The organism is Microbacterium sp. CFBP9023 (genome assembly GCF_034045055.1).
In the GTDB taxonomy this organism is placed as follows: Bacteria; Actinomycetota; Actinomycetes; order Actinomycetales; family Microbacteriaceae; genus Microbacterium.
This window is the reverse complement of the sequence record NZ_JAXCWI010000001.1, coordinates 2047475-2069115: the sequence shown is the minus strand read 5'-3', so window position 1 is coordinate 2069115 and position 21641 is coordinate 2047475. Positions and strand designations below refer to the sequence as shown.

Sequence of the window (21641 nt, the reverse complement as noted above, 5' to 3'; positions counted from 1 at the left end):
GACTAGCTTTCGTGACGCAGCGATGACAGCCTCCGTGTGTAACGACAAAACGGAGGTGGACAGATGTCCCTAATGGCGGCAATGGAGCCGACGCTGATGAAGCGCCGCGCACAGGACGCACTGGATGAGGCGATCATGCGTCTCGATGCCTGGTGGCTGGTGGTGATCGCGGCGATTCTCGTGTTCGGCGTCGCGTTCCTGGCAGCGCTGGCGCTGTGGTGCTTCTTCAAAGCGGGTGGCAGGCGCTTCACCGGCAACTGGCAGTGGGGCAAGAGCGGCGTCTCAGTGTGGATCGAATGCGTCTAACCCCTCGTCGCTTCCGGACATCGACCCCGATGTCCGGAAGCGGCGGCTTCGCACCGGACCCGCACGTCCTCCTCGACGTCTCATCGGTCTCGTTCGCCTACTCGAAGCGCGCTCCGGCGCTCCGTGATGTGTCGTTCGCGATCGAGCGCGGCGAGAAGGTGGGTCTCGTCGGACCCAACGGATCGGGCAAGTCGACGCTCATCCGCCTCACCGCCGATCTGCTGCAGCTCGGCCAGGGGAGCATCCGCATCACCGGGCGCCCTCATCAGGACCGCGCATCGCGCGAGCAGCTGGCTTTCATCGCGAGCAACGACTACCTGCCGCAGTTCCTGACCGGGCGCGAGTACCTCGATCTGATGCTCCGCCTCTATCGCCACCGTGCCGACCCGACCAGGGCCGACGAACTCCTCAGCCGCTATCAGATGGAGGCGCGTCAGTTCGACCTCATCGAGGACTACTCGCACGGCATGCGCAAGAAGATCCAGCTCATCTCGACGCTTCTGCTCGAGCGCCCGCTCACGATCATCGACGAGACGCTCAACGGCGTCGACGTCGATGCGCTCTTCGAATTCGAGACGGATGCATCCCGGATCGGAGGGGCGAAGGGGCTGCTGCTGTGCAGCCATGACTTCCGCCTTCTCGAGGCCGTGTGCGACCGCATCATCGTGCTGCGTCGCGGAGAGATCGCCTTCGACCTCCCACTCCCCCGCATCCTGCGCGAATTCGGCTCGGTCGACTCCCTCGTCAAGACCGCGATCGCGCAGCCGTCGAGGGCGGTGGAATGACTCCCGCCCTGCAGCTCGCCGGCTTCCTCTCGGTGTTCCTCGTGAGGCGCATCGCTCGTCGGGGCGTGCTGCGCCTGCCGTCCGTGCGCTGGACGATCGCTCTCGCCGGTCTCGCCGCTTTCGTCGGCTTCTGCGCGTTCGGGGTGGTGATCCTCCGCCAGCTGATCAGCGAGCCCGAGCAGCTCTCCCCGCTTCTGCGCGTCGTCGGCGTGTCCACCCCGCTGTGGATCCTGACGGTCTTCACGGTCGTGCGCGTGCTCTTCATGAAGGCGAGCGATCTGGTCGAGCTCACGTTCTCGTTCCCCCTGACCAATCGGGCGCGAACGCTGGGATTCATGCTCTTCGAGTCGCTGGTCATGGGCCTCGGCGTGGTGCTCATGCTCGGCGCATTGGTCACCGGCACGATCTCGATCGGCGGATTCGGGATCCTCGATCAGGTCATCACCTGCCTGGTCATGCCCTCGACCGTCGCCTATCTCGTCGCGAGCGTCTACTACCTGGGCCTCGAGCGACTGCTGCTGCGTCTGCGGCTGGCGAGGCTCCGGGCGTTCCTCGTGCCGGTGGTGCTGGCGGCGACCCTCGTCGCCCTCTACCTCGGCGTGTCGACGCAGTCGGAATCCGTGCTCTTCGCGGCGGTCGGCCAGGGCGACGACTACTTCGCGGTGCAGCTGCTCTTCGCCGACATCGCCGCGAGTCACGGGACCATGGCGGCCACGGGCATCTGGCTGGCCATGCTGGCGCTGCTGGTCTGCGCCGTCTTCGCGATCGCGCCTCGGCAGTTCGATCCGACCCGTCGCTTCGCGATCGTGCCCCGCCTGTTCGGCCCCACGGAGTTCGGCGCGTACTTCGCCGCCCACATCAGGGGAATCGAGACGGTGACGGTCTGCGGCATCTCCCTCGCAGGCTCCTACGCGCTCTTCCTCGCCGACATCCGACTCCCGCCGATCCTGCTGCTGGCCGTCACCGTGCAGTCCGTGTACGCCTACGTCTCGACGGAGCCCCTGCGGGCGTGCGGTCCGCGCCGCCACGGTCCAGGCATGCGGTACGTGCTCGTGATCGGACCCCAGCTGGCGACCCTCGCGATCATCGCATCTCCGATCAGCATCCTGTCCGCTCTCACCGGGGCGAGGCTCGACGAGATCCTCTCCGTCGTCGGCTTCGCGGTGTCGAACGTCATCGTGCTCACCCTCGCCGGCATCGCCTTCCCGCCCGAGAAGGGCAACCCCTTCTCGGTCATCGCGGGAGCCGCCGTCGCTGGCCTCGTGACGGGCACGATCATGCTCGGCACCAACCTCCTGGGTCTTCCCCCACAGTTCACGGTCGGAGTGATGCTCGCGCTCACCCTGATCGCCGCCGCACTCTCCATCGCAGGGATGGACAGGATAGAAAGGACCTCTCGTCATGAAGTGGTTGTTTAGGGCCGCCATCAGCGTCGTCGGAGCGCTCGTCGTCATCGCAGGATCCGCCGTCACCGCCGCGATCTGGCTGATGTTCACCGGAGGATCCGCCGAGGGTCGACGCCTGGGATTCTTCGACTCGGTCTTCGTCGACGTCCGGCAGAGCGCCGAGGGCGCGGTCCAGCTCGGTACCGGCGTCAACGATCCCCTTCCGCTGATCCTCTGCGTGATCGTGGTCGCCGTGTTCATCCTCGCCGTGTTCGTCGTGCACGACGGCCTTCTCGAACGGAAGAGGCAGCTCCTCGCCGAGGCCGACTGACATGTGGTCGGTCAGTGCATCGCGCATCGATGGGGTTCTGGTCTGCCGATGGCTGCTGCTCGCCGCCTGGCCGATGAACACCGTGTTCGCGGTTCTGCTGACCGCGACCGTCGCTCTGGGCGCGATCACCGGGCAGTCCGCGATCGTCGGGGCTGCACTGATGATCGCGGTCCACTACGCCGCCGGCCTCGGCGGGTCGTTCGCGCTGCATGAACTCGGGCACCTCGCCGTGCTGTCCCGGGCGACCGGCGTCACGGCGATCACGCTCGAGCGCTCGCTGTGGAGGACGTCGATCAGTCCGCACGGCCGGGTCGGCGACCGGGACGCCGTGCTCGCCGCCCTCGCGGGTCCTGGCGCGTGCGTCGTCGTCGGAGCCGCCCTGTGGCTGCTCGCGTCGGGACTCCAGCTGCACGGGTGGTACCTGGCGCATGCCGTGTTCCTCATTCCGGTCTTCAACGACGGCCGGATCCTGTGGTCCGTCAGTCGGGCTCGCCGCACCGCCTCCTCGCGGGCGGTCGAATGACGCCAACCGATATTCTTCATCCGCTCGTCACACGTTGTGGCCCCACCATCGCTACGGTCGACACGTGCCCGAATCACACTCCGCCATGCATCCGCTCGCCCTCGCTCCGGTGATCGCTCCCCCGAGCACCGTCGACGAGTTCGTGAAGCGATTTCTGCACAACCTCAATCTCGAGCGCGGTGTCGCGCTGTCGGCATCGAGCGCGAACGACCGCTATCTCGCCCTCGCGCACACGGTGCGCGACTACCTGATGGCTCGCTGGCTCGAGGATCTGCGTCACCAGAAGGAGACGCAGGCGAAGGGCGTCTGCTATCTCTCGGCGGAGTACCTGCTCGGTCGCCAGCTCGACAACAATCTGCTCGCGGCCGGTCTCACCGACATCGCCGATGAGGCCCTCGCCGCGTGCGGCGTCTCGCTCGACGACCTGCGCGCGCACGAGGTCGAGCCCGGTCTCGGCAACGGTGGGCTCGGGCGCCTCGCGGCCTGCTTCGTCGACTCGCTCGCCACGATGGGCGTGCCCAGCATCGGATACGGCATCCGCTACGAGTACGGGATCTTCCGACAGACGTTCGTCGACGGCCAGCAGGTCGAACAGCCCGACTCCTGGCTCACGCTCGGTTCGCCGTGGGAGTTCGCCCGTCCCGAAGACGCACAGACCATCGCGTTCGGCGGCCACACCGAGAAGTACGACGACGACGGCATCACGCGCAGCCGCTGGGTGCCGGCGTGGAACGTGCAGGCGGTGCCGTACAACTACATGGTCCCTGGGTTCCGCAACGGGCGGGTCAACACCCTGCGCCTGTGGAGCGCCGTCGCCACCAGCGCGTTCGACCTGCGCATCTTCAACTCCGGCGACTACGAAGAGGCGGTGCGCGCGCAGACCTACGCCGAGACCATCTCGAAGGTGCTCTACCCCGAGGACTCCACGCCGCAGGGCAAGGAACTGCGTCTGCAGCAGCAGTACTTCTTCGTCGCCGCGTCGATCCACGACTTCCTCGACAACATGCTCGCCGACGGCTTCGAGCTCGCGAACCTCCCCGACCGCGTGATCTTCCAGCTCAACGACACGCACCCGGTGATCGCTGTGCCCGAGTTCATGCGGGTGCTCGTCGACGAGAGGCATCTCGAGTGGGATGCCGCGTGGGCCATCACGCAGCAGTGCTTCGCCTACACGTGCCACACACTGCTTCCGGAGGCGCTGGAGGTGTGGCCGGTCGAGCTGCTCGGACGCCTGCTGCCCCGCCACCTCGAGATCATCTATCGCATCAACGACGAGTTCCTCGTCGCGGTGCGCGAGCGGTTCGGCGATGACGAGATGCTCGTGCGCAACATGTCGATCATCGCGGAGCACCCGGTCCGCTCGGTGCGCATGGCATACCTCGCGACCGTCGCGGGCGCCAAGGTCAACGGCGTCGCCGAACTGCACTCGCAGCTGCTGCGCGACAAGGTGCTGAGCGACTTCGATGCGTTCTTCCCCGACAAGTTCACGAACGTGACCAACGGCGTGACGCCGCGGCGCTTCCTCCGCCTCGCCAATCCCGAGCTCTCGTCGCTCATCACCGCGGCGATCGGCGAGGGCTGGACCACCGATCTGGAACGCCTGCACGAACTCGAGCCCTTCGCCGATGATGCCGAGTTCCGCGCCGCGTTCGCCTCGGTGAAGGCCGCCAACAAGCGCCGCCTGAGCGACGTGCTGCGCGAACGCGACGGTGTCGAGATCAGCGACGGCCACATGCTGGATGTGATGGTCAAGCGCCTGCACGAGTACAAGCGTCAGCTGCTCAAGGTGCTGCACATCGTCACCACCTACGAGGGGGTGATCTCCGGACGCCTCGCAGTGTCGGATGTCGTGCCGCGCACCGCGATCTTCGGGGCGAAGGCGGCGCCCGGCTACGCGATGGCGAAGCGCATCATCCACCTCATCAACGCGGTCGGCGAGGTCGTGAACACCGACCCTCGGCTGGAAGGCCGCCTCACGGTCGTCTTCCCCCCGAACTACAACGTGACGCTGGCCGAGCGGGTCATCCCCGGCGCCGACCTGTCGGAGCAGATCTCGCTCGCCGGCAAGGAGGCGTCGGGCACCGGCAACATGAAGTTCGCGCTGAACGGCGCGCTCACGATCGGGACGGACGACGGGGCGAACGTCGAGATCCGCGAGCTCGTCGGAGACGACCATTTCTATCTGTTCGGCATGAGCGAGCCCGAGGTCGAGGCGCTCAGCATCCGCGGTTACCGGCCGCAGGAGTTCTACCAGCACGACGAGGGACTCCGCCGGGCGATCGACCTGATCGCATCCGGGGCCTTCTCCCGCGGCGACCGCTCGGTGTTCGAGCCGGTCGTCTCGAATCTCCTCTACGAAGACCGCTTCATGGTGCTCGCCGACTATGCGTCGTACATCGAGGCACAGAGCAGAGTGGATGCCGCGTACGCCGACCAAGACGCGTGGAACCGCTCAGCGATCCTCAACGTCGCCCGCACCGGTTTCTTCTCGTCCGACCGTTCGATCCGCGATTACATCGACCGGATCTGGCACACCCCGCCTCTCGTCTGAGGCATCCTCCTGGGCTGTCTCCTGTGTTTCAGGCCCGGTCGTCCAGACCGTGTGCAGGCCGGATCGTCCAGACCGTGTGGAGGCCGGATCGTCCAGACCGTGTGGAGGCCGGATCGTCCAGACCGTGTGCAGGACCGAAGCACGTCTGCAGGAACATCCCACGCGGATTCTCCTGCAGACGTGCCGCGATCCTGCAGACGGGATGCTCCACCCCCCCTTGACAGAGTCGAGATATATCGTGTTACTCTGTGCAGACACGATATATCGTGATCCCTCGAACCAGGAGAAGCAGACATGACCGAGAAGTGGCTCATCGCCCCCGGCGAAGAACGCGTCATCGACATCGAGAACGTCACCCGACTGAAGATCGGCCTGGTCGGCGGTCAGGTCGATGTCATCGCACACGACGAACCCGGCATCCGCATCGAGGTGCACGGCGTCACGACCAAGGACCTCCGCATCGAGGCGAACAACGGCGAGGTCGAGATCGACCACCCGCAGCTCGGCTGGGACAACTTCCTCGAGGTGTTCCGCAACTTCGGATCGGGCGGCCCCAAGGCCGAGGTGAGCGTCGCCGTCCCCCGCTCGATCGCCCTCAACCTCGGCGTCGTGAGCGCCGGAGCGCTCGTCTCGGGCATCCGCAACGACGCCCGCCTCAACACCGTCTCGGGCGACCTCATCGTCGACACCCTCATCGGCGACCTGACCGTCAACTCGGTCTCCGGCGACGTGCAGGTGCGCGGACTCACGGGATCGATCAGCGCGAACAGCGTCTCGGGCGATGTCGCAGTCACGGGCACCATCCGTCGCGCGACCGTCGACATCGTCTCGGGCTCGACACTGGTCGACGCCGCAGGCGACGTGAACACGATCAACGTCAACTCGGTCTCGGGCGGCACCACGGTGCGCCTCGACGAGTCGCTCGCTGCGAACTACGTCATCCGCTCGCTGAGCGGGCGACTGCTGATCGACGGCGTCGAACGCGGCTCCTCCGGCATCAACAACTACACCGGCTCGACGGGCGAGCTCGCAGGACGCTTCGTCGATCTGCGCGCCAACTCGGTCTCCGGCGGCGTGACCGTGCTGCGGCGCACGCCCGAGTCGATCACCGACGATGCGGAGTGGGAAGCATGAGCCCCGCAGTCTTCTCGCACGGCGACCTCAGGCTCTACCTGCTCTCGCTGCTCGCCGAGGCGCCGCAGCACGGCTACGGGATCATCCAGGCACTGACCGATCGCACGGGCGGCACCTACACGCCGAGCGCCGGCACCATCTACCCTCGGCTCGCCAAGCTCGAGGAAGAGGGGCTGGTCACCAAGACGGTCGACGGTCGCACCACGATCTACGCGATCACGGATGCGGGACGCGCCGAGCTGGCATCTCGCGAGGGCGACCTCGCCGGAATCGAGGCCGGCCTGACCGACTCGGTGCGACTGATCGCCAACGAGGTGCGGCAGAGCGTCAAGGAGGCCATGAAGAGCCTCCGCGCCGACCTCGCCACGGCGGAGAAGGACGACCGCGCCGCATCCAAGTCCCGTCCGCGGACCGCAGGCGACGACGAGCGCATCGTCACCCGTGAGGAGCTGCACCGAGCGGATGCCGTCATCAACGCCTTCCGCGCACGCGTGCGCACCGACCTCCGCACGCATGTGGCGAAGGGCGGCACGCTGCCGGCATCCGTCGTCTCGCAGCTGGAGGACGGCCTGGACGCCGCGGCGCGAGGCATCACCACCGCGCTGGCGTCACTCGGCCGCTGAGCTCAGCGGCCGACGCCTGCCGAGACGCTCGAAGCCCCTCCCGTCACACGACGAGAGGGGCTTCGGCCGTTCGCACCCACAGGAGCTCAGCGAGGGATGCCGAGACCTACTCGGTCCAGATCTCGGGCTGCTCGTCGGGCACGGGCTCCTGCAGCGGCACGACGAGCACCGACCGGTGCTGGCGGTGCGCGAGGCGGGCAGCGACGGACCCCGTGAAGAACTCGCGGATCGACTCTCCGATGCCGCGCTTGCGTGTGCCGACCACGATCAGCTGGGCGTCGAGCTTGTTCGCCAGCTGTTTGATGGCGAGCGCCGGATCACCCACGAGCTGCCGGGCCGTCCATGTCAGGCCCGTTCCGTCGAGGGCCGCAGCCGCCTCCGCCTGCACGGCCTCGAACTCGGCCGTACCGGCATCGAAGTTGATGTCGATGGGCGCCGAGTGCACGTAGCCGTCGGGGTCCTCATAGGTGACGAAGCGCGTGACGTCGACGTGTGCGACCACCAGCGGCACGCGGAGGAGCCGTGCGAATCGCGCCGCCTCTTCGATCACCCGTTTCGGCTGACCCGGCTGCATCCCGACGATCACGGCCTTCTGCAGTGTCGCGTTCTGCGCGGCCTCGTCGGAGGGCGTCGAGGTGTTGTCGGTCATGAGGATCGCTCCCTTCACCAGCTGCCAACGGGCCAGTGCGGTCTGGCCGCGTGCTATTCTGAATGCTACTCTTACCGGCCCTCAGCCGGTGTCGTGAATGACTCGGGCCAGTCGTTGCCCGCAGCTTAACTCGTGAGGGGGTCTCAGGCATGGGCCGTGGCCGTCAAAAGGCGAAACACACCAAGATCGCCCGCGAACTGAAGTCGTTCAGTCCGTCGGTGAACTACTCGGCGCTCGAGCGCGAACTCGCGCACCCGAGCGACGCTGAAGACGCATACGTCGACAAGTGGGCCGACGAGTATGCAGACGAAGACGAGGACGAACTCGAAAAGGCCTGACCGCCTCTTCGCTCGTCATCGATTCCCCCGTGCACCGCACGGGGGTTTCGTCGTGTCCGAAATCCCGGAACTCTCGGCGTCCACGCCGGGCTCGTGACGGACGGACACCGCGTGCCCTGAGAGGATCGACCCATGGCCCGCGTCGTCTCCCTCTTCCGTCATCCGATCAAGGGCTTCACGCCCGAGTCGGTCGAGTCCCTCACCGTGCAGCCTGATGGGCGCATCGCCGGCGATCGGGTGCTGGCGTTCCGCTTCGCCGACGCGATCGCGCCGGAGTCTCGTGACGGACTCGACCACTGGCCGAAGGCGAAGGGACTCTCCCTGCAGGACTTCCCGGGCCTCGCGGCGTTGCGCACCGACTACGACGACGATCGGCAGCGCGTGCGGATAGAGCACGAGGGTTCGGTGCTCGTCGAGGCGGGACTCGATGAGTCCGGTCGTGGCGAGCTCGCGGACGCGGTGACCGAGTTCGTGCTCGCGAGCCCGGAAGGCCGGCGGATCCGGCGCCCCGGACGACTGCCGCTCGTACTCGTCGGCGACGGTGTGACGTCGAGGTTCCAGGATCGTGAGCGCGGCTACGTCTCCGTGCACAGTCGTGGCAGTGTCGACGCACTGAGCGACTCTCTCGGCTTCGGCATCGATGACCGCCGGTTCCGCTCCAACGTCGTCATCGACGACGTCGCCCCCTGGTCGGAGCTCGACTGGGCCGGCGAGCTGAGCATCGGCGAGGTGACGTTCCGCACCGCGGGGCCGATCGTGCGCTGCCTCGCGACACACGCCAACCCCGACACGGGCGTTCGCGACGCGAAGGTGCTCACGACCCTCACGAGCGCCCACGGTCAGGACGAGCCGACTCTCGGCCGACTCCTTCTGCCGCCGCAGGACCCGGCCGATGCGTCAGCGCCGTGGGTCGGCGGCACGATCAGCGTCGGCGACCAGGTGCGAGCGCACTGACGGACCTCGGGCCCACGCCGATCCACCGGCGCCGCTTCACCGCCGCGAGTCACCAGCGACCGTGGCGACGCTCCCAGTCCTCTTCGATGGTGCGACGTCGACCGGCGATCCATCCGGCGGGGATCACCGCGATCAGAACCCCCACGAGCACCCACAGGGGAATCTCCCAGCTGTCGGTCATGTCGTGCAGCAGGCCGATCAGCAGCGGGAACACCGCGGCGACCGCGTAGCCGATGCTCTGCACGAAACCGCTGAGCGCCACCGCGCTCTCGGGCGTGCGGGCCCGGATGCTGAGCAGCACGAGGGCGAGCGGGAAGAGCCCGGGTGCGAGGCCGTAGAAGACCACCCACAGCGGCAGCGCCACCGTGGGCAGGAACAGGAATCCGAACAGCCCGATGAGCCCGCACGCGATCGAGATGAAGAACACAGGACGGGTCGCCTGGAACCGGACGATGAGAATGGGCACGAGCAGAGAGCAGGGCAGGCCCATCAGACCGAACAGCGAGAGCAGCAGCCCCGCATTCGCCGGTGAGACCCCGCCCACGTCGATCATGATCGACGGCAGCCATGCGAAGGAGACGTAGGCCAGCGTCGACGACGACGCGAACACCAACGCGATCGACCAGGCCATCGGCAGCCGCCACAGCCGACCGAAGACCCGCGGGTTGGCGGGCGTCGTCGCGATCGGTCCGGTCGCCACGGATGCTGCGTCGTAGCCGTCGCGCTCGATCTCGGTCGCGGCGGACTCCGTACGCGCGGGGGCCGAGGCGACGGCATCCGCCCGGCTCGTGACGAGCATCGCCACCCAGGGCACGAGCGCGATCGCGGCGAACACGCCCCACAGCCCCAGCGACACCCGCCACCCGGCCGAGTCGGCGAGCGGCACTGCGACCAGCGGCGGCACGAACGTCGACACCGCCATGGTGGTCGAGTAGACCGTCATCATCAGGCCGAGGCGATCGGGGAAGTACTTCTTCACCAGCGGCGGCAGCAGCACGTTCCCCGAGCCGACGCCCGCGAACACCACTGCCGTCGCGGCGAGCAGCGATGTCGAGTCGACGGCGAGGCTGCGCAGCAGCAGTCCGGCGGCGATCAGGGCGATCGCCACGACAGCCACGCGCTCGAGTCCGAATCTCCGCTCGAACAGCGGCGTCAACAGCCCGAACACCGCGAAGCACACCGGCGGCGCGGCTCCGATCAGGCCGACGACGACCGACGAGACCGGGAAGTCGTCGGCGACGTGGTCGAGCACGGGCGACAGCGACGCCACGGCCGAGCGCAACGAGAACGCGACCAGCACGATGCCGACCAGCGCGAGCGCACGGCCACGCCAGAGCGGCTGCGCACCCGAGGTCACGAGGTCTGCGACCCCTCCACCCAGGCCAGGTACTCGTCGGAGACCGTGCCGGTGACGTACCGGCCGTCGAAGCAGCTCATGTCGAGGTCGCTCAGCACGGATCCCTCGGTGATCGCAGCCTTGAGGTCCTCGACCTCCTGATAGACCAGGTGATCACAGCCCAGCTCGGCGGCGATCTCGGGGATCGTCCGGCCGTGGGCGATGAGCTCGTGACGCGACGGCATGTTGATGCCGTAGACATGCGGGTGACGCACCGGCGGAGCCGCGGAGGCGAACGTCACAGAGGTGGCACCGGCATCCCGGGCCATCTGGATGATCTCCTTCGACGTGGTCCCGCGCACGATCGAGTCGTCGATCAGCAGCACGTTCTTGCCCTGGAACTCGGTCGACATCGCGTTCAGCTTCTGACGCACGCTCTTCTTGCGCACGGCCTGCCCGGGCATGATGAAGGTGCGGCCGACGTAGCGGTTCTTGTAGAAGCCCTCGCGGTACTCGATGCCCAGCTTGCGGGCGACCTCCATGGCGGCGGGCCGGGAGGAGTCGGGGATCGGCATGACGACGTCGATCTTGTCCATCGGCACGTGCTTCGCGATCGTGTCGGCGAGACGGTCGCCCATGCGCAGGCGCGACTCGTAGACCGAGACGCCGTTCATGACCGAGTCGGGTCGGGCGAGGTAGACGTACTCGAACGCGCAGGGCGCGAGAGTGGTCTCCTTCGCACACTGCCGGCTGTGCAGCTCGCCCTCGTTGGTGATGAAGATCGCCTCACCGGGCTCGACCTCGCGCACGACCTCGTAGTCGGCGTTCTCGAGCACCAGCGACTCGCTCGCCACGACCCATTCGTCGCGGCCCTCCGCGCCGGGGACGGTCGAAGGACGACGGCCGAGGATCAGGGGACGGATGCCGAACGGGTCGCGGAACGCGAGCAGACCGTAGCCCGCGATCACCGCGATCACGGCGTACGCGCCCTCGATGCGCTCGTGCGTGCGCTCGACGGCCTCGAAGACGCGCTCGGCGTCGAGGTCGACCGTCGACGTCGTGTTCTGCAGCTCGCCGGCGAGGACGTTGAGCAGCAGCTCGGTGTCGCTCGACGAGTTGAGGTGACGGCGGTCGCGCTTGGCCATGTCGGCCGTGAGCTCGCGCGTGTTCGTCAGGTTGCCGTTGTGGATGAGGATGATGCCGTAGGGCGCGTTCACGTAGAACGGCTGCATCTCCTCTTCGTTCGACGCGGTGCCCTTGGTCGCGTAGCGCACATGGCCGAGGCCGACGTTGCCGAGGAGTCCGCGCATGTCACGAGTGCGGAACGCCTCGCGGACCATGCCCTGCGCCTTGGCGTTGTGCATCACGCCGTTCGCCTCGGCGGTCGCGATTCCCGTTGCATCCTGACCGCGGTGCTGCAACAGCAGGAGTGCGTCGTAGATGTCCTGATTGACCGGGGCAGAGCCCACCATTCCGACGATGCCGCACATGGACTCTTACTTCGCTCCGTCCGCGTAGGCGCCGATCAGGCGCACCGCTCCACCGTCGACGCCCTTGGCGCCCTGTTCGAACTCTCCTGCCGGCCGCGCGCCGAAGCCCACGGTTCCGACCTGCCACGCGGGCATGCCGTCGGCCGCGAGCGCTGCGATCGCGGCATCCTTCTTGTCGGCTGCGACGATCGCGAGGAACCCGATTCCGAGGTTCCAGGTGCCCTCGGCGGACTCCAGCGTGGACCCGGCGATGTCGCTGAGCACGCGGAAGACCGGGCTCGGCGACCAGGTGCTGCGGTCGACCTCGGCCCAGCTGCCCTGCGGGAGCACGCGCGCGAGGTTCGCCGCGATGCCGCCGCCGGTGACGTGGCTGAGCGAGTGGACCCCGCCCGAGCCTGTGCCGCCGCCGAGCTGCTCGATGAGGCGCAGCAGCGGGAGCGTGTAGAGACGAGTCGGCTCGAGCAGCGCCTCGCCCCACGTCTTGCCGAAGTCGGCGGCGTTGTCGCCGTAGCCGATGCCCGCGTTCGTGACGATGTGGCGCACGAGCGAATAGCCGTTGGAGTGCAGTCCGCTGGACTCGACGGCGATGACGACGTCGCCGTCCTGCACGCGGTCGGCCCCGAGGATGCCGTCGGCCTCGACGACTCCGGTCGCGGCTCCTGCGACGTCGTAGTCGCGCGGGCCGAGGAGACCGGGGTGCTCGGCGGTCTCGCCGCCGATGAGCGCGGTGCCCGTCGCGGTGCACGCCTCGGCGATGCCGCGCACGATGTCGGCGATGCGCTGCGGGAAGACCTTGCCGCACGCGATGTAGTCGGTCATGAAGAGCGGCTTGGCGCCCACCACGACGATGTCGTCGACGACCATGCCGACCAGGTCCTGGCCGATCGTGTCGTGCTTGTCGATGGCCTGCGCGATGGCGACCTTCGTGCCGACGCCGTCTGTGCTCGTGGCGAGCAGCGGACGACGGAAGTCGCGCAGCGCACTCGCGTCGAACAGTCCGGCGAATCCGCCGACACCGCCGAGCACTTCAGGGCCGTGCGTCGCGCGCACGGAGGACTTCATCAGCTCGACGGCGAGATCGCCTGCAGCGGTATCGACGCCGGCTTCGGAATAGGGATTGGTGGGGGAGGCAGCCACACCTCCAGCCTACCGCCCGCGGAGACCTCCTCTCCCCTCCCTCCATCTCCTACGATGGGGCCATGGCCGACAAGCCGCAGTGGTTGATCCGCGAGGACGCGAGCGTTCCGGTGCTCGTCGCGCTCGCGCTGCGGCAATCGCTCGGCATCCGCGCACCGGAAGATCTTCCGAGCCTGCGCGATCTGCCCGTCCGGGCACCGGATGCCGCCGAGGTGACGCCCGAGCTCGAGAAGCAGTGGCGCGACTACTGGGACATGACCGTCGAGCCCCGAGCGCATCCGTCCGGCGTGCCGCTCGAGCTCGTCGACGGGTTCGACACGCTGGTGGCGCTGCCGGCGACCGGTGCCGAACAGCTCGCCGAGGCGATCGCGCCGCATGCCGCATCGGCGATGCACTACGCCCGCGTCGCACACGATCGCTACGTGTCGTCGATCCACAGCTCGATCGCCAACCGGTCGGGCGGCGGGACGATCGGGGGCGAGTCGTATCGCGCCTATGCCAGCGCGATCGCCGAGTTCGAGCGCGAGATCGGTCGCCGTGCGCACTCGTTCGAACTCAACGTGCAGGTGCTGCCGTTCTCGCAGCGGGGGATCTGGTGGATCGGCGCGCTCACCGTCGCGGTGACCGACGGCCTGCGCCGCGACGTGGTCTCATTCGACGCGGCGATCCGGCCCATCATCGCCGAACTGGCGTGACACCCCGGGGCGTGATCAGTCGTTCGCGATGATCGTCTCGTGCTCGACCCTGACGACGTGGTCGTGGCGACGCGCGACGCGTTCGAGGATCAGCGCGACGACGCTCGCGAGGGCGAAGCCGATCGGCACCGTCCACAGCAGCAGGAATCCGAACACCTGTCCTGGCGGGTAGACGACGTTGACCGCTTCGGACGGCTCGTAGCTGCCCATCATCGTCAGGATGCCGGCGGCGATGATGCCGAGCACGACGCCGATGCCCATGAACACGCCGAAGCGCGGCACGCGGCGGACGGTCGCCTCGACCGTCTGGGAGGAATCGTGGGAGGACATGCATCCATTGTCCCACCGTTGGCTGCGGGTCGCTCCCCCTCCTGCGCACTCAGCCGTGCGACGGGTCAGGGGCGCAGCGGCAGGACGTCCGAGAGATCTGCGCGGGTTCCGGAAGCGCTCACGCGCCCCGAGCCCGCCGCATCCGCCCAGTGCTCCGTGCCCGTCGCGACCGCGATCCAGGTCGCCGGGTCCATCTCGACGACATTCGGAGGGGTGCCGCGGGTGTGACGGGGGCCCTGGATCACCTGCACGGCGCCGAACGGGGGCACCCGCACCTCGACGCTGTTGCCCGGGGCCTTCTCGTCGAGCAGCTGCAGCAGGTAGCGCACGGCGGTCGCGAGGGGAGCGCGTTGCGGCTTCTCACCTGCGGCATCCGCGCGCCTGACCTCGTCGAGCGCGGCGCGTCCGTCGATGATGTCGATCTTCCTGGAGGGCATGGAGAAAGGGTACGCCGAGGCTTGTGCGGCGCAGGCGGGGGTGCCTCGTAGGCGCGGGCGCCTTGGACGGAGATCTGCGCCTCCGAAGGACAGATCACCCGAATCCCTCCTTCGCACGCGGAGATCTCCTTCGCCGGCGACCTGGATCAGACCGATAGTCGCCCGGCGCCCGCGCGCACAGGAATAGGCTCGAGGCGATGAGCCAGAATCCCGATACCCTGCGTGGCGCGCGAGCCGAGCTGATCGCGGCGACGCGGCGCGGTGATGCGTGGGCGAAGCCGTTCCCGGCGGTCGGTGACGGTGCGCATCCGGCATCGGTGCTCGTGCTGTTCGGGCGGTTGGACAGTATCGCGGCCGGGACCGACGAGGCGACTGTCGCCGCCGACCTCGATGTACTGCTGCAGCGTCGGGCCGCGACCCTCTCGTCGCATCCCGGCCAGGTGTCCTTCCCGGGCGGCCGGGCCGAGGACACGGATGCGGATGCCGTCGCCACCGCCCTGCGCGAAGCCGAGGAGGAGACCGGACTCGACCCGGACGGCGTCGAGGTCCTCGCGACCCTGCCCGAGCTTCCTCTCGCCGCCAGCAACCACGTCGTCACCCCCGTGCTCGGGTGGTGGCGCACTCCGTCGCGCGTCGCCGCCGTCGATCACGCCGAGACGGTCGAGGTCTTCCGCGTTCCCGTGGCGCAGCTGCTCGACCCCGCCAATCGGCACACGTCGACCATCCACCGCATGGGACGCACGTGGAAGGGGCCCGCGTTCGACATCGACGGCACGATCGTGTGGGGCTTCACGGCGATGGTTCTCGATGCGCTGTTCGATGCAGCCGGGTGGACTCTGCCGTGGGACCCGTCGATCGAGCGGGCGATCGACGTCTGACCGGGAACCCGCCGAAACCCGCGCCCCCGCCTCGGTAGTCTGGACGGGTGAAGATTCTCGTCCTCGGTTCCGGTGCCCGTGAGCACGCGATCATCCTCGCTCTGCGAGCAGAGACCGCGGAGCACGAGATCTTCGTCGCCCCCGGCAACGCCGGCATCGCCCAGGACGCGACCCCCGTCACCCTCGACATGCTCGACGGCGCCGCGGTGACCTCCTTCGCCAACGAGCATGCGGTCGATCTCGTGGTCGTCGGCCCCGAGGCTCCTCTGGTCGCCGGAGTCGCCGATGTCCTCCGGGCCCACGGAATTCCCGTGTTCGGCCCGGGCAAGGCCGCGGCCCAGCTCGAGGGGTCCAAGTCGTTCGCGAAGCGCATCATGGATGCCGCCGGTGTCCCCACCGGTCGCGCAGTGCGCGCCACCACCACCGCAGAGGTCGAGGCCGCGTTCGACGACCTCGGCGCCCCGCACGTCGTGAAGGCCGACGGCCTCGCTGCCGGCAAGGGTGTCATCGTGACATCCGATCGTGCCGAGGCTCTCGCTCATGCCGAGCACTACCTGCCGTCCGGTCCCGTGCTGATCGAGGAGTTCCTCTCGGGCCCCGAGGTCTCGCTGTTCTTCCTGAGCGACGGCGACACCGTCCGAGCGCTCAGCCCGGCCCAGGACTTCAAGCGCGCGCTCGACGGCGACGAAGGCCCCAACACCGGCGGCATGGGCGCCTACTCGCCGCTGCCCTGGCTCGCCGACCAGTTCGGCAGCGAGCAGGCCTTCGTCGAGGAGGTCACCCGCGACGTCGCCCTGCCCGTGATCCGTCAGCTCGACGAAGAGGGCACGCCGTTCATCGGCCTGCTGTACGCCGGCCTCATCCTTACTCCCGCAGGCGTGCGCGTCATCGAGTTCAACGCCCGCTTCGGCGACCCCGAGACCCAGATCGTGCTGCCGCGTCTCGTGACCCCGCTGTCGGAGCTGCTGCTCGCCGCGGCATCGGGCACACTCGAGGATCAGCCCGAGCCCGTGTTCAGCGACGACGTCGCAATCACCGTGGTGCTCGCGAGCGAGGGCTACCCCGAGGCTCCGCAGACCGGCCGTCCGATCGAGGGCCTCTCCGATGCGGCGGCGGTCGAGGGCGTGCGTCTCGTGCACGCGGCGACCGCGAGCCCCGACGCACCCGGCGGGTCGCTGATCGCCACCGGCGGCCGCGTGCTCAACGTCGTCGCCGTGGGATCGGACTTCCGCACCGCGCGTGACCGGGCATACGAGGCCATCGGTCTCATCACCCTCGAGGGCTCGCACTTCCGCACGGACATCGCTGCCCGCGTCGCGGAGTAGTCCGACCCGTCGTCGCTTTCCTGCCGATTCGCGCAGGTACTCCGCCAACTCGGCCGAGAACTGTTGACACCACCAGCTTTCTTCAAGAAAGTTGGCGGATGCCGCTCCGCTCCGACTGGTCGACAGCCACCTGCCCGATCGCCCGCTCCGCCGATGTGCTCGCCGACCCGTGGGTCCTCCTGATCCTGCGGGAGCTCTTCTCCGGCCGCTCGCGCTTCGACGAGCTGCGCGATGCGACCGGCGCCGCCGACTCCGTGCTCGCCCGGCGCCTCGCCTCGATGGGCGAGGCGGGTCTCGTCGCACACGGTGACCCCGGCTATCGGCTCACGGATGCCGGACGCGAGACCCTCCCGATCCTGCACGCCTACGCGCGCTTCACGAGCACGACCGATCCTGACGGGTCCTGGGGCCTGACCGTCAGCTGCGGTCGCTGCGGCGAGGCGATGACATCCGCCGACTGGTGCGCGACCTGCGCCGCCCCACTCGACGCCGACAGCACGCGATGGACCCGCCGCAGCATGGGCGGCGAGCCGTTCGCCCTGACGTCGGGCGACGCAGCGTGACCGAAGACTCGGTCGAGGAGCCGACCGGCACCCCGACACCCGCACTCCGGCAGCGCCGCATCCATCCCGCCTGGATCGTCGCACTCGTGGCTCTGATCGCACTGATCGGAGCCGCCGGATTCCGCGCCGCGCCCGGGGTGCTGATGCTGCCCCTGCAGGACGAGTTCGGCTGGACCACCGCAGAGCTCTCCCTCGCCGTCACGGTCAACCTGCTGCTGTTCGGCCTCACCGCTCCCTTCGCCGCCGCGCTGATGCAGCGCTTCGGCATCCGCGCGGTGACCGTGACCGCTCTGTTCGTGATCGGCGCCGGCGCCGCGCTGAGCGTCTTCGTGGCCACCCCGGCGCAGCTCATACTCACGTGGGGTGTGCTGATCGGGCTCGGCACCGGGTCCATGGCGCTGGTCTTCGCTGCGACGATCACCGACACCTGGTTCGCAACCAGACGCGGGCTGGTCTCGGGTGTGCTCACCGCGGGCAGCGCGACCGGACAGCTCATCTTCCTGCCCGTGATCGCCGCGGCGGCCGAGGACATCGGATGGCGCGGAGCATCTCTCATCATCGCCGGCGGTGCTCTCGCGGTCGTCCCCCTGGTCTGGATCTTCGTGCGCAACCGACCGAGCGACCTCGGCGTCACCCGCTACGGCGACACCGGCCCCGTCACCGTGGCCGCGCGGCCGAAGGGCAACGCGTGGGGCGCCGCCCGCCTCGCCCTCACGACGCTGCGCGACGCCGCGCGCACCAAGACCTTCTGGGCACTGGCGATCGGCTTCGCGATCTGCGGCGCGACGACGAACGGACTGATCGGCACGCATTTCATCCCCAGCGCGCACGACCACGGGATGCCGACCACCACTGCCGCAGGCCTGCTCGCCGTCGTGGGGATCTTCGACATCGCCGGCACCGTGTTCTCCGGCTGGCTGACCGACCGGGTGAATCCGCGCATCCTGCTCGCCGCGTACTACGCGCTGCGCGGCGTGAGCCTGCTGTTCCTGCCGAGCCTGCTGTCGGCCGAGGTGCAGCCGAGCATCGTCGTCTTCATCGTGATCTACGGCCTCGACTGGGTCGCCACCGTGCCACCCACCATCGCGCTCTGCCGCGAGGTCTTCGGCGACCGCGGGCCGCTCGTGTTCGGCTGGGTGTTCGCGTCGCACCAGATCGGCGCGGGAATCGCCTCGGTGCTCGCCGGGCTGGTGCGCGACCACACCGGCCAGTACACGGTGGCGTGGTTCGCCGCCGCCGGCCTCTGCGCGGTCGCGGCTCTCGTCAGCGCGACGATCCGTCGGCATCCGGCTCCGGTGCAGTCCCAGGTCACCTCCGACTGACTCTCGCCCCTCCCCACCCCATCCCCGTCATCCACCTGCCCCGCGGGCATAGCTTCGGATGCCTCGCACGGCGGGCCGAAGCATCCGCCCTCGATCCCGGCATGCCAGACCCCGCCTCCGAAGTCGTGCCCGGGTCTCCGAAGTTGTGCCCGGGTGTCTGACGAGCGCCGGGCTGCTGCACACGACGAGGGCCCCCACCCGACACCGGGAGGGGGCCTTCGCGAAGGAGATCAGCTCAGAGGACCTTCGAGAGGAAGTCCTTCAGCCGCTCGTTCTTCGGCGCGCCGAACAGCTCGGCGGGCGGCGCCTCCTCGACGACGACTCCGGCGTCCATGAACACCGTGCGGCCCGAGACCTCGCGGGCGAAGCCCATCTCGTGCGTCACGAGCACCATCGTCATGCCGCCGGACGCCAGGTCGCGTATGACCTGCAGCACCTCGCCCACCATCTCGGGGTCGAGGGCGCTGGTCGCCTCGTCGAACAGCATGATCTCGGGGTCCATCGCGAGCGCGCGGGCGATCGCCACGCGCTGCTTCTGACCGCCCGACAGGGATGTCGGCTTGGCATCGGCCTTCTCGGCCAGGCCCACTCGGTCGAGCAGAGCCAGAGCGCGCTCCTTCGCCTGGGCCTTCGAGAGCTTGCCGAGCTCGACGGGAGCGAGAGTGATGTTCTCGAGCACCGTCATGTGCGGGAACAGGTTGAAGTGCTGGAACACCATGCCGATGCGCTGGCGCACCTCGTCGAGCTTGACGCTCTTGTCGGTCAGGTCGACGCCGTCGACGATGACGTGGCCCGACGTGGGCTCCTCGAGCTTGTTGAGGCAGCGCAGCAGGGTCGACTTCCCCGACCCCGACGGGCCGATGACCGCGACGACTTCGCCGTCCTCGACCGTGAGGTCGATGCCCTTGAGCACGTGGTTGTCGCCGAAGGACTTGTGCAGGTCTCTGACCTCGATCTTGCTCATGCGGTGAACTTCCTCTCCAGGCGGTTCGCGAGCAGCGTCAGAAGCGTGATCACGACGAAGTAGATGATGGCGACGATCGTCAGCACCTGCGCCGACAGGTACGTCGAGGCGATGATCTGACGCGACACGAAGGTCAGCTCTGCGAGGCCGATGACGCTGATGAGCGACGTGTCCTTGAGGGTGATGATGCCCTGGTTGACGAACGAGGGGACCATGATGCGGAACGCCTGCGGCAGCACGACCTTCTGCATCGTCTTCCAGTGTCCGAGACCGAGCGAACGCGACGCTTCGGCCTGGCCCGGGTCGACGGCCTGGATGCCACCGCGGATGATCTCCGTCATGTACGCGCCCGTGTTGAGCGAGAGCGTGATGGCTCCGGCGACGAAGGGGTTGAACGTGAGCCCGGGGAAGAGCTGCGGGATGGCGAAGAACACGAAGAACGCCTGCACGAGGATCGGCGTGCCGCGGAAGACGTAGACGTAGGCCGTGGCCACCCAGCGGAACGGCGCGAAGGCTGAGACGCGGCCGAAGCCGAAGATGAGGCCGAGGATGAATGCGGCCACGATCGCGACGAGCGTCGCGAGGATCGTGAGCCAGAGGCCCTCCATGAGAGCGGGCCAGTACTTCACGGCGACGGAGAAGATGTCGGTCGCCTGCGTGGTCTCCTCGCCGCCGGCGAGGTAGCTGTCGACGATCTCGTCGTACTCTCCGGAGGCCTGGAGATTCGCGAGACCCTCGTTGAACATCTTGATCAGCTCGGGGTTCTGCGCCTTGTTGACGGCGAACCCGTACTCGCCGCCGAGCTCCGGCTCACCGATCAGGCGGAAGCCCGACCCCTGCTGGATCCCGTAGGCGAGCACCGGGAAGTCCTCGAAGTAGCCGACGGCCTGGCCTGCCTTGACAGCGTCGACCATGTCGGTGGTGTCCTGGTAGGGCGTGATGCGGAAGCCGTACTCGTCCTGGTTCTCCTCCGCGAAGGTCTGGCCCTGCGTGCCGGTCTTGACCGCCACGGCCTCGCCGTCGAGGTCGTCGAGCGACTGGATGTCGCTCGACTCGAGCACTCCGAGCTGGATGCCGCTGGTGAAGTACGGCTCGCTGAAGTCGAACGTCTCCTGTCTCTCCTCGGTGATCGACATCCCGGCCATGACCGCGTCGACCTGGTTCGCCTGCAAGGCCTGCACGGCGGCGTCGAATCCGAGCTGACGGATCTCGACCTCGAAGCCCTGGTCCTTCGCGATCGCACGCAGCAGGTCCATGTCGATGCCGACGAGCTCACCGTCGGGAGAGGTGAACTCGAACGGCGCGAACGTGGTGTCCGTGCCGATGACGTAGGTCTCGGAGTCATCGGCCGCAGTCGCGGCGGAGGCTCCGCCGAGCAGGGCTCCGACGGCGACGAACGCCGTGAGCGCCATCGCCCCGGCGGTGCGTCCGAGCGCGCGCAGGCGCGCGGAAGCAGAGGTGGGATTTCGGATCACGACGGATGCTCCTCAGAGGGGACGGGCGGCAGGATGCTGCCACCGGGATGGTCGTCGACCATCAACCCTAACCGGCGACGACCGGCACCCCTGTCCCGGAGGCGCTTCGC

The 21641-nt window shown here is 68.3% G+C and carries 23 protein-coding genes; 15 read left to right on the top strand and 8 right to left on the bottom strand.

Translation table 11 applies throughout. The features are described 5' to 3' along the window. The first annotated feature begins 96 nt into the window (after window positions 1-96). The 8 genes from SOM10_RS10120 (at window position 97) to SOM10_RS10085 (ending at window position 7638) form a co-directional block, all read left to right on the top strand. On the top strand, window positions 97-306 hold the full coding sequence (locus tag SOM10_RS10120) for a hypothetical protein (protein ID WP_201778466.1): 210 nt from the start codon (window positions 97-99) through the stop codon (window positions 304-306). 29 nt (window positions 307-335) lie between these two features. Next, window positions 336-1091 carry an ABC transporter ATP-binding protein gene (locus SOM10_RS10115; RefSeq protein ID WP_053098625.1) on the top strand — a complete coding sequence of 252 codons (756 nt, stop codon included), beginning with the start codon at window positions 336-338 and terminating at the stop codon, window positions 1089-1091. After that, window positions 1088-2509, top strand: coding sequence for a hypothetical protein (locus tag SOM10_RS10110; RefSeq protein WP_320489687.1), 1422 nt, complete (start codon window positions 1088-1090; stop codon window positions 2507-2509). Before SOM10_RS10115 ends, SOM10_RS10110 begins: the two co-directional genes overlap by 4 nt. Further along, a complete protein-coding gene (locus SOM10_RS10105; RefSeq protein WP_320489685.1) occupies window positions 2493-2807 on the top strand; it encodes a hypothetical protein in 315 nt (104 codons plus the stop codon). Before SOM10_RS10110 ends, SOM10_RS10105 begins: the two co-directional genes overlap by 17 nt. Before the next feature lies 1 nt (window position 2808). After that, entirely contained in the window at window positions 2809-3330 is a 522-nt protein-coding gene (locus SOM10_RS10100) for a hypothetical protein (protein ID WP_320489683.1), read from the top strand. Between the two features lie 85 nt (window positions 3331-3415). Further along, window positions 3416-5881: a glycogen/starch/alpha-glucan phosphorylase gene (locus SOM10_RS10095; RefSeq protein ID WP_320489789.1), complete on the top strand. Its 2466-nt coding sequence runs from the start codon at window positions 3416-3418 to the stop codon at window positions 5879-5881. Window positions 5882-6175: 294 nt separating this feature from the next. Further along, window positions 6176-7015 carry a DUF4097 family beta strand repeat-containing protein gene (locus tag SOM10_RS10090; protein WP_053098620.1) on the top strand — a complete coding sequence of 280 codons (840 nt, stop codon included), beginning with the start codon at window positions 6176-6178 and terminating at the stop codon, window positions 7013-7015. Beyond that, a complete protein-coding gene (locus tag SOM10_RS10085) occupies window positions 7012-7638 on the top strand; it encodes a PadR family transcriptional regulator (protein ID WP_053098619.1) in 627 nt (208 codons plus the stop codon). The genes SOM10_RS10090 and SOM10_RS10085 overlap by 4 nt, the downstream gene beginning before the upstream one ends. Window positions 7639-7744: 106 nt before the next feature. Here the strand turns inward: SOM10_RS10085 and SOM10_RS10080 are convergent, their stop codons facing one another. Beyond that, window positions 7745-8287 carry a universal stress protein gene (locus tag SOM10_RS10080; RefSeq protein WP_053098618.1) on the bottom strand — a complete coding sequence of 181 codons (543 nt, stop codon included), beginning with the start codon at window positions 8285-8287 and terminating at the stop codon, window positions 7745-7747. 149 nt (window positions 8288-8436) lie between these two features. Here SOM10_RS10080 and SOM10_RS10075 point away from each other — a divergent pair, with 149 nt between their 5' ends. Next, entirely contained in the window at window positions 8437-8625 is a 189-nt protein-coding gene (locus tag SOM10_RS10075; RefSeq protein WP_042537993.1) for a DUF3073 domain-containing protein, read from the top strand. 132 nt (window positions 8626-8757) lie between these two features. Continuing rightward, on the top strand, window positions 8758-9579 hold the full coding sequence (locus tag SOM10_RS10070) for an MOSC domain-containing protein (RefSeq protein ID WP_320489678.1): 822 nt from the start codon (window positions 8758-8760) through the stop codon (window positions 9577-9579). A gap of 49 nt (window positions 9580-9628) precedes the next feature. Here SOM10_RS10070 and SOM10_RS10065 read toward each other — a convergent pair whose 3' ends face one another. From SOM10_RS10065 to purM, 3 genes are read right to left on the bottom strand one after another with little or no spacing between them, the layout of a single operon-like run. Further along, window positions 9629-10936, bottom strand: a complete 1308-nt coding sequence (locus SOM10_RS10065; RefSeq protein ID WP_056276518.1) for an MFS transporter — start codon at window positions 10934-10936, stop codon at window positions 9629-9631. After that, on the bottom strand, window positions 10933-12405 hold the full coding sequence (purF, locus tag SOM10_RS10060; RefSeq protein ID WP_053098615.1) for an amidophosphoribosyltransferase: 1473 nt from the start codon (window positions 12403-12405) through the stop codon (window positions 10933-10935). Before purF ends, SOM10_RS10065 begins: the two co-directional genes overlap by 4 nt. 6 nt (window positions 12406-12411) lie before the next feature. Beyond that, window positions 12412-13542: a phosphoribosylformylglycinamidine cyclo-ligase gene (purM, locus tag SOM10_RS10055; RefSeq protein ID WP_053098614.1), complete on the bottom strand. Its 1131-nt coding sequence runs from the start codon at window positions 13540-13542 to the stop codon at window positions 12412-12414. 62 nt (window positions 13543-13604) lie between these two features. On the opposite strand from purM, the gene SOM10_RS10050 reads away from it, so the two are divergent. Continuing rightward, window positions 13605-14237, top strand: coding sequence for a hypothetical protein (locus tag SOM10_RS10050; RefSeq protein WP_053098613.1), 633 nt, complete (start codon window positions 13605-13607; stop codon window positions 14235-14237). A 15-nt stretch (window positions 14238-14252) separates the two neighbouring features. Here the strand turns inward: SOM10_RS10050 and SOM10_RS10045 are convergent, their stop codons facing one another. Further along, window positions 14253-14567, bottom strand: a complete 315-nt coding sequence (locus SOM10_RS10045) for a hypothetical protein (RefSeq protein ID WP_053098612.1) — start codon at window positions 14565-14567, stop codon at window positions 14253-14255. Between the two features lie 65 nt (window positions 14568-14632). After that, the gene (locus tag SOM10_RS10040; RefSeq protein ID WP_320489675.1) at window positions 14633-15004 is read right to left on the bottom strand and encodes a sterol carrier family protein; all 372 of its coding nucleotides are present in this window, start codon (window positions 15002-15004) and stop codon (window positions 14633-14635) included. A 197-nt stretch (window positions 15005-15201) separates the two neighbouring features. On the opposite strand from SOM10_RS10040, the gene SOM10_RS10035 reads away from it, so the two are divergent. The 4 genes from SOM10_RS10035 (at window position 15202) to SOM10_RS10020 (ending at window position 19092) form a co-directional block, all read left to right on the top strand. Then, entirely contained in the window at window positions 15202-15882 is a 681-nt protein-coding gene (locus SOM10_RS10035) for a CoA pyrophosphatase (RefSeq protein WP_320489674.1), read from the top strand. 47 nt (window positions 15883-15929) lie between these two features. After that, the gene (purD, locus tag SOM10_RS10030; protein WP_187248923.1) at window positions 15930-17207 is read left to right on the top strand and encodes a phosphoribosylamine--glycine ligase; all 1278 of its coding nucleotides are present in this window, start codon (window positions 15930-15932) and stop codon (window positions 17205-17207) included. A 98-nt stretch (window positions 17208-17305) separates the two neighbouring features. Then, a complete protein-coding gene (locus SOM10_RS10025; RefSeq protein WP_320489672.1) occupies window positions 17306-17770 on the top strand; it encodes a helix-turn-helix domain-containing protein in 465 nt (154 codons plus the stop codon). Further along, window positions 17767-19092 (top strand): MFS transporter, encoded by a 1326-nt coding sequence (locus tag SOM10_RS10020; RefSeq protein ID WP_320489671.1) that lies wholly within the window; start codon window positions 17767-17769, stop codon window positions 19090-19092. Before SOM10_RS10025 ends, SOM10_RS10020 begins: the two co-directional genes overlap by 4 nt. Before the next feature lie 235 nt (window positions 19093-19327). Here the strand turns inward: SOM10_RS10020 and SOM10_RS10015 are convergent, their stop codons facing one another. Both SOM10_RS10015 and SOM10_RS10010 read right to left on the bottom strand, forming a co-directional pair. Then, window positions 19328-20056, bottom strand: coding sequence for an amino acid ABC transporter ATP-binding protein (locus SOM10_RS10015; RefSeq protein WP_320489670.1), 729 nt, complete (start codon window positions 20054-20056; stop codon window positions 19328-19330). Continuing rightward, the gene (locus tag SOM10_RS10010; protein WP_320489668.1) at window positions 20053-21531 is read right to left on the bottom strand and encodes an amino acid ABC transporter substrate-binding protein/permease; all 1479 of its coding nucleotides are present in this window, start codon (window positions 21529-21531) and stop codon (window positions 20053-20055) included. Before SOM10_RS10010 ends, SOM10_RS10015 begins: the two co-directional genes overlap by 4 nt. Window positions 21532-21641 lie beyond the last annotated feature (110 nt).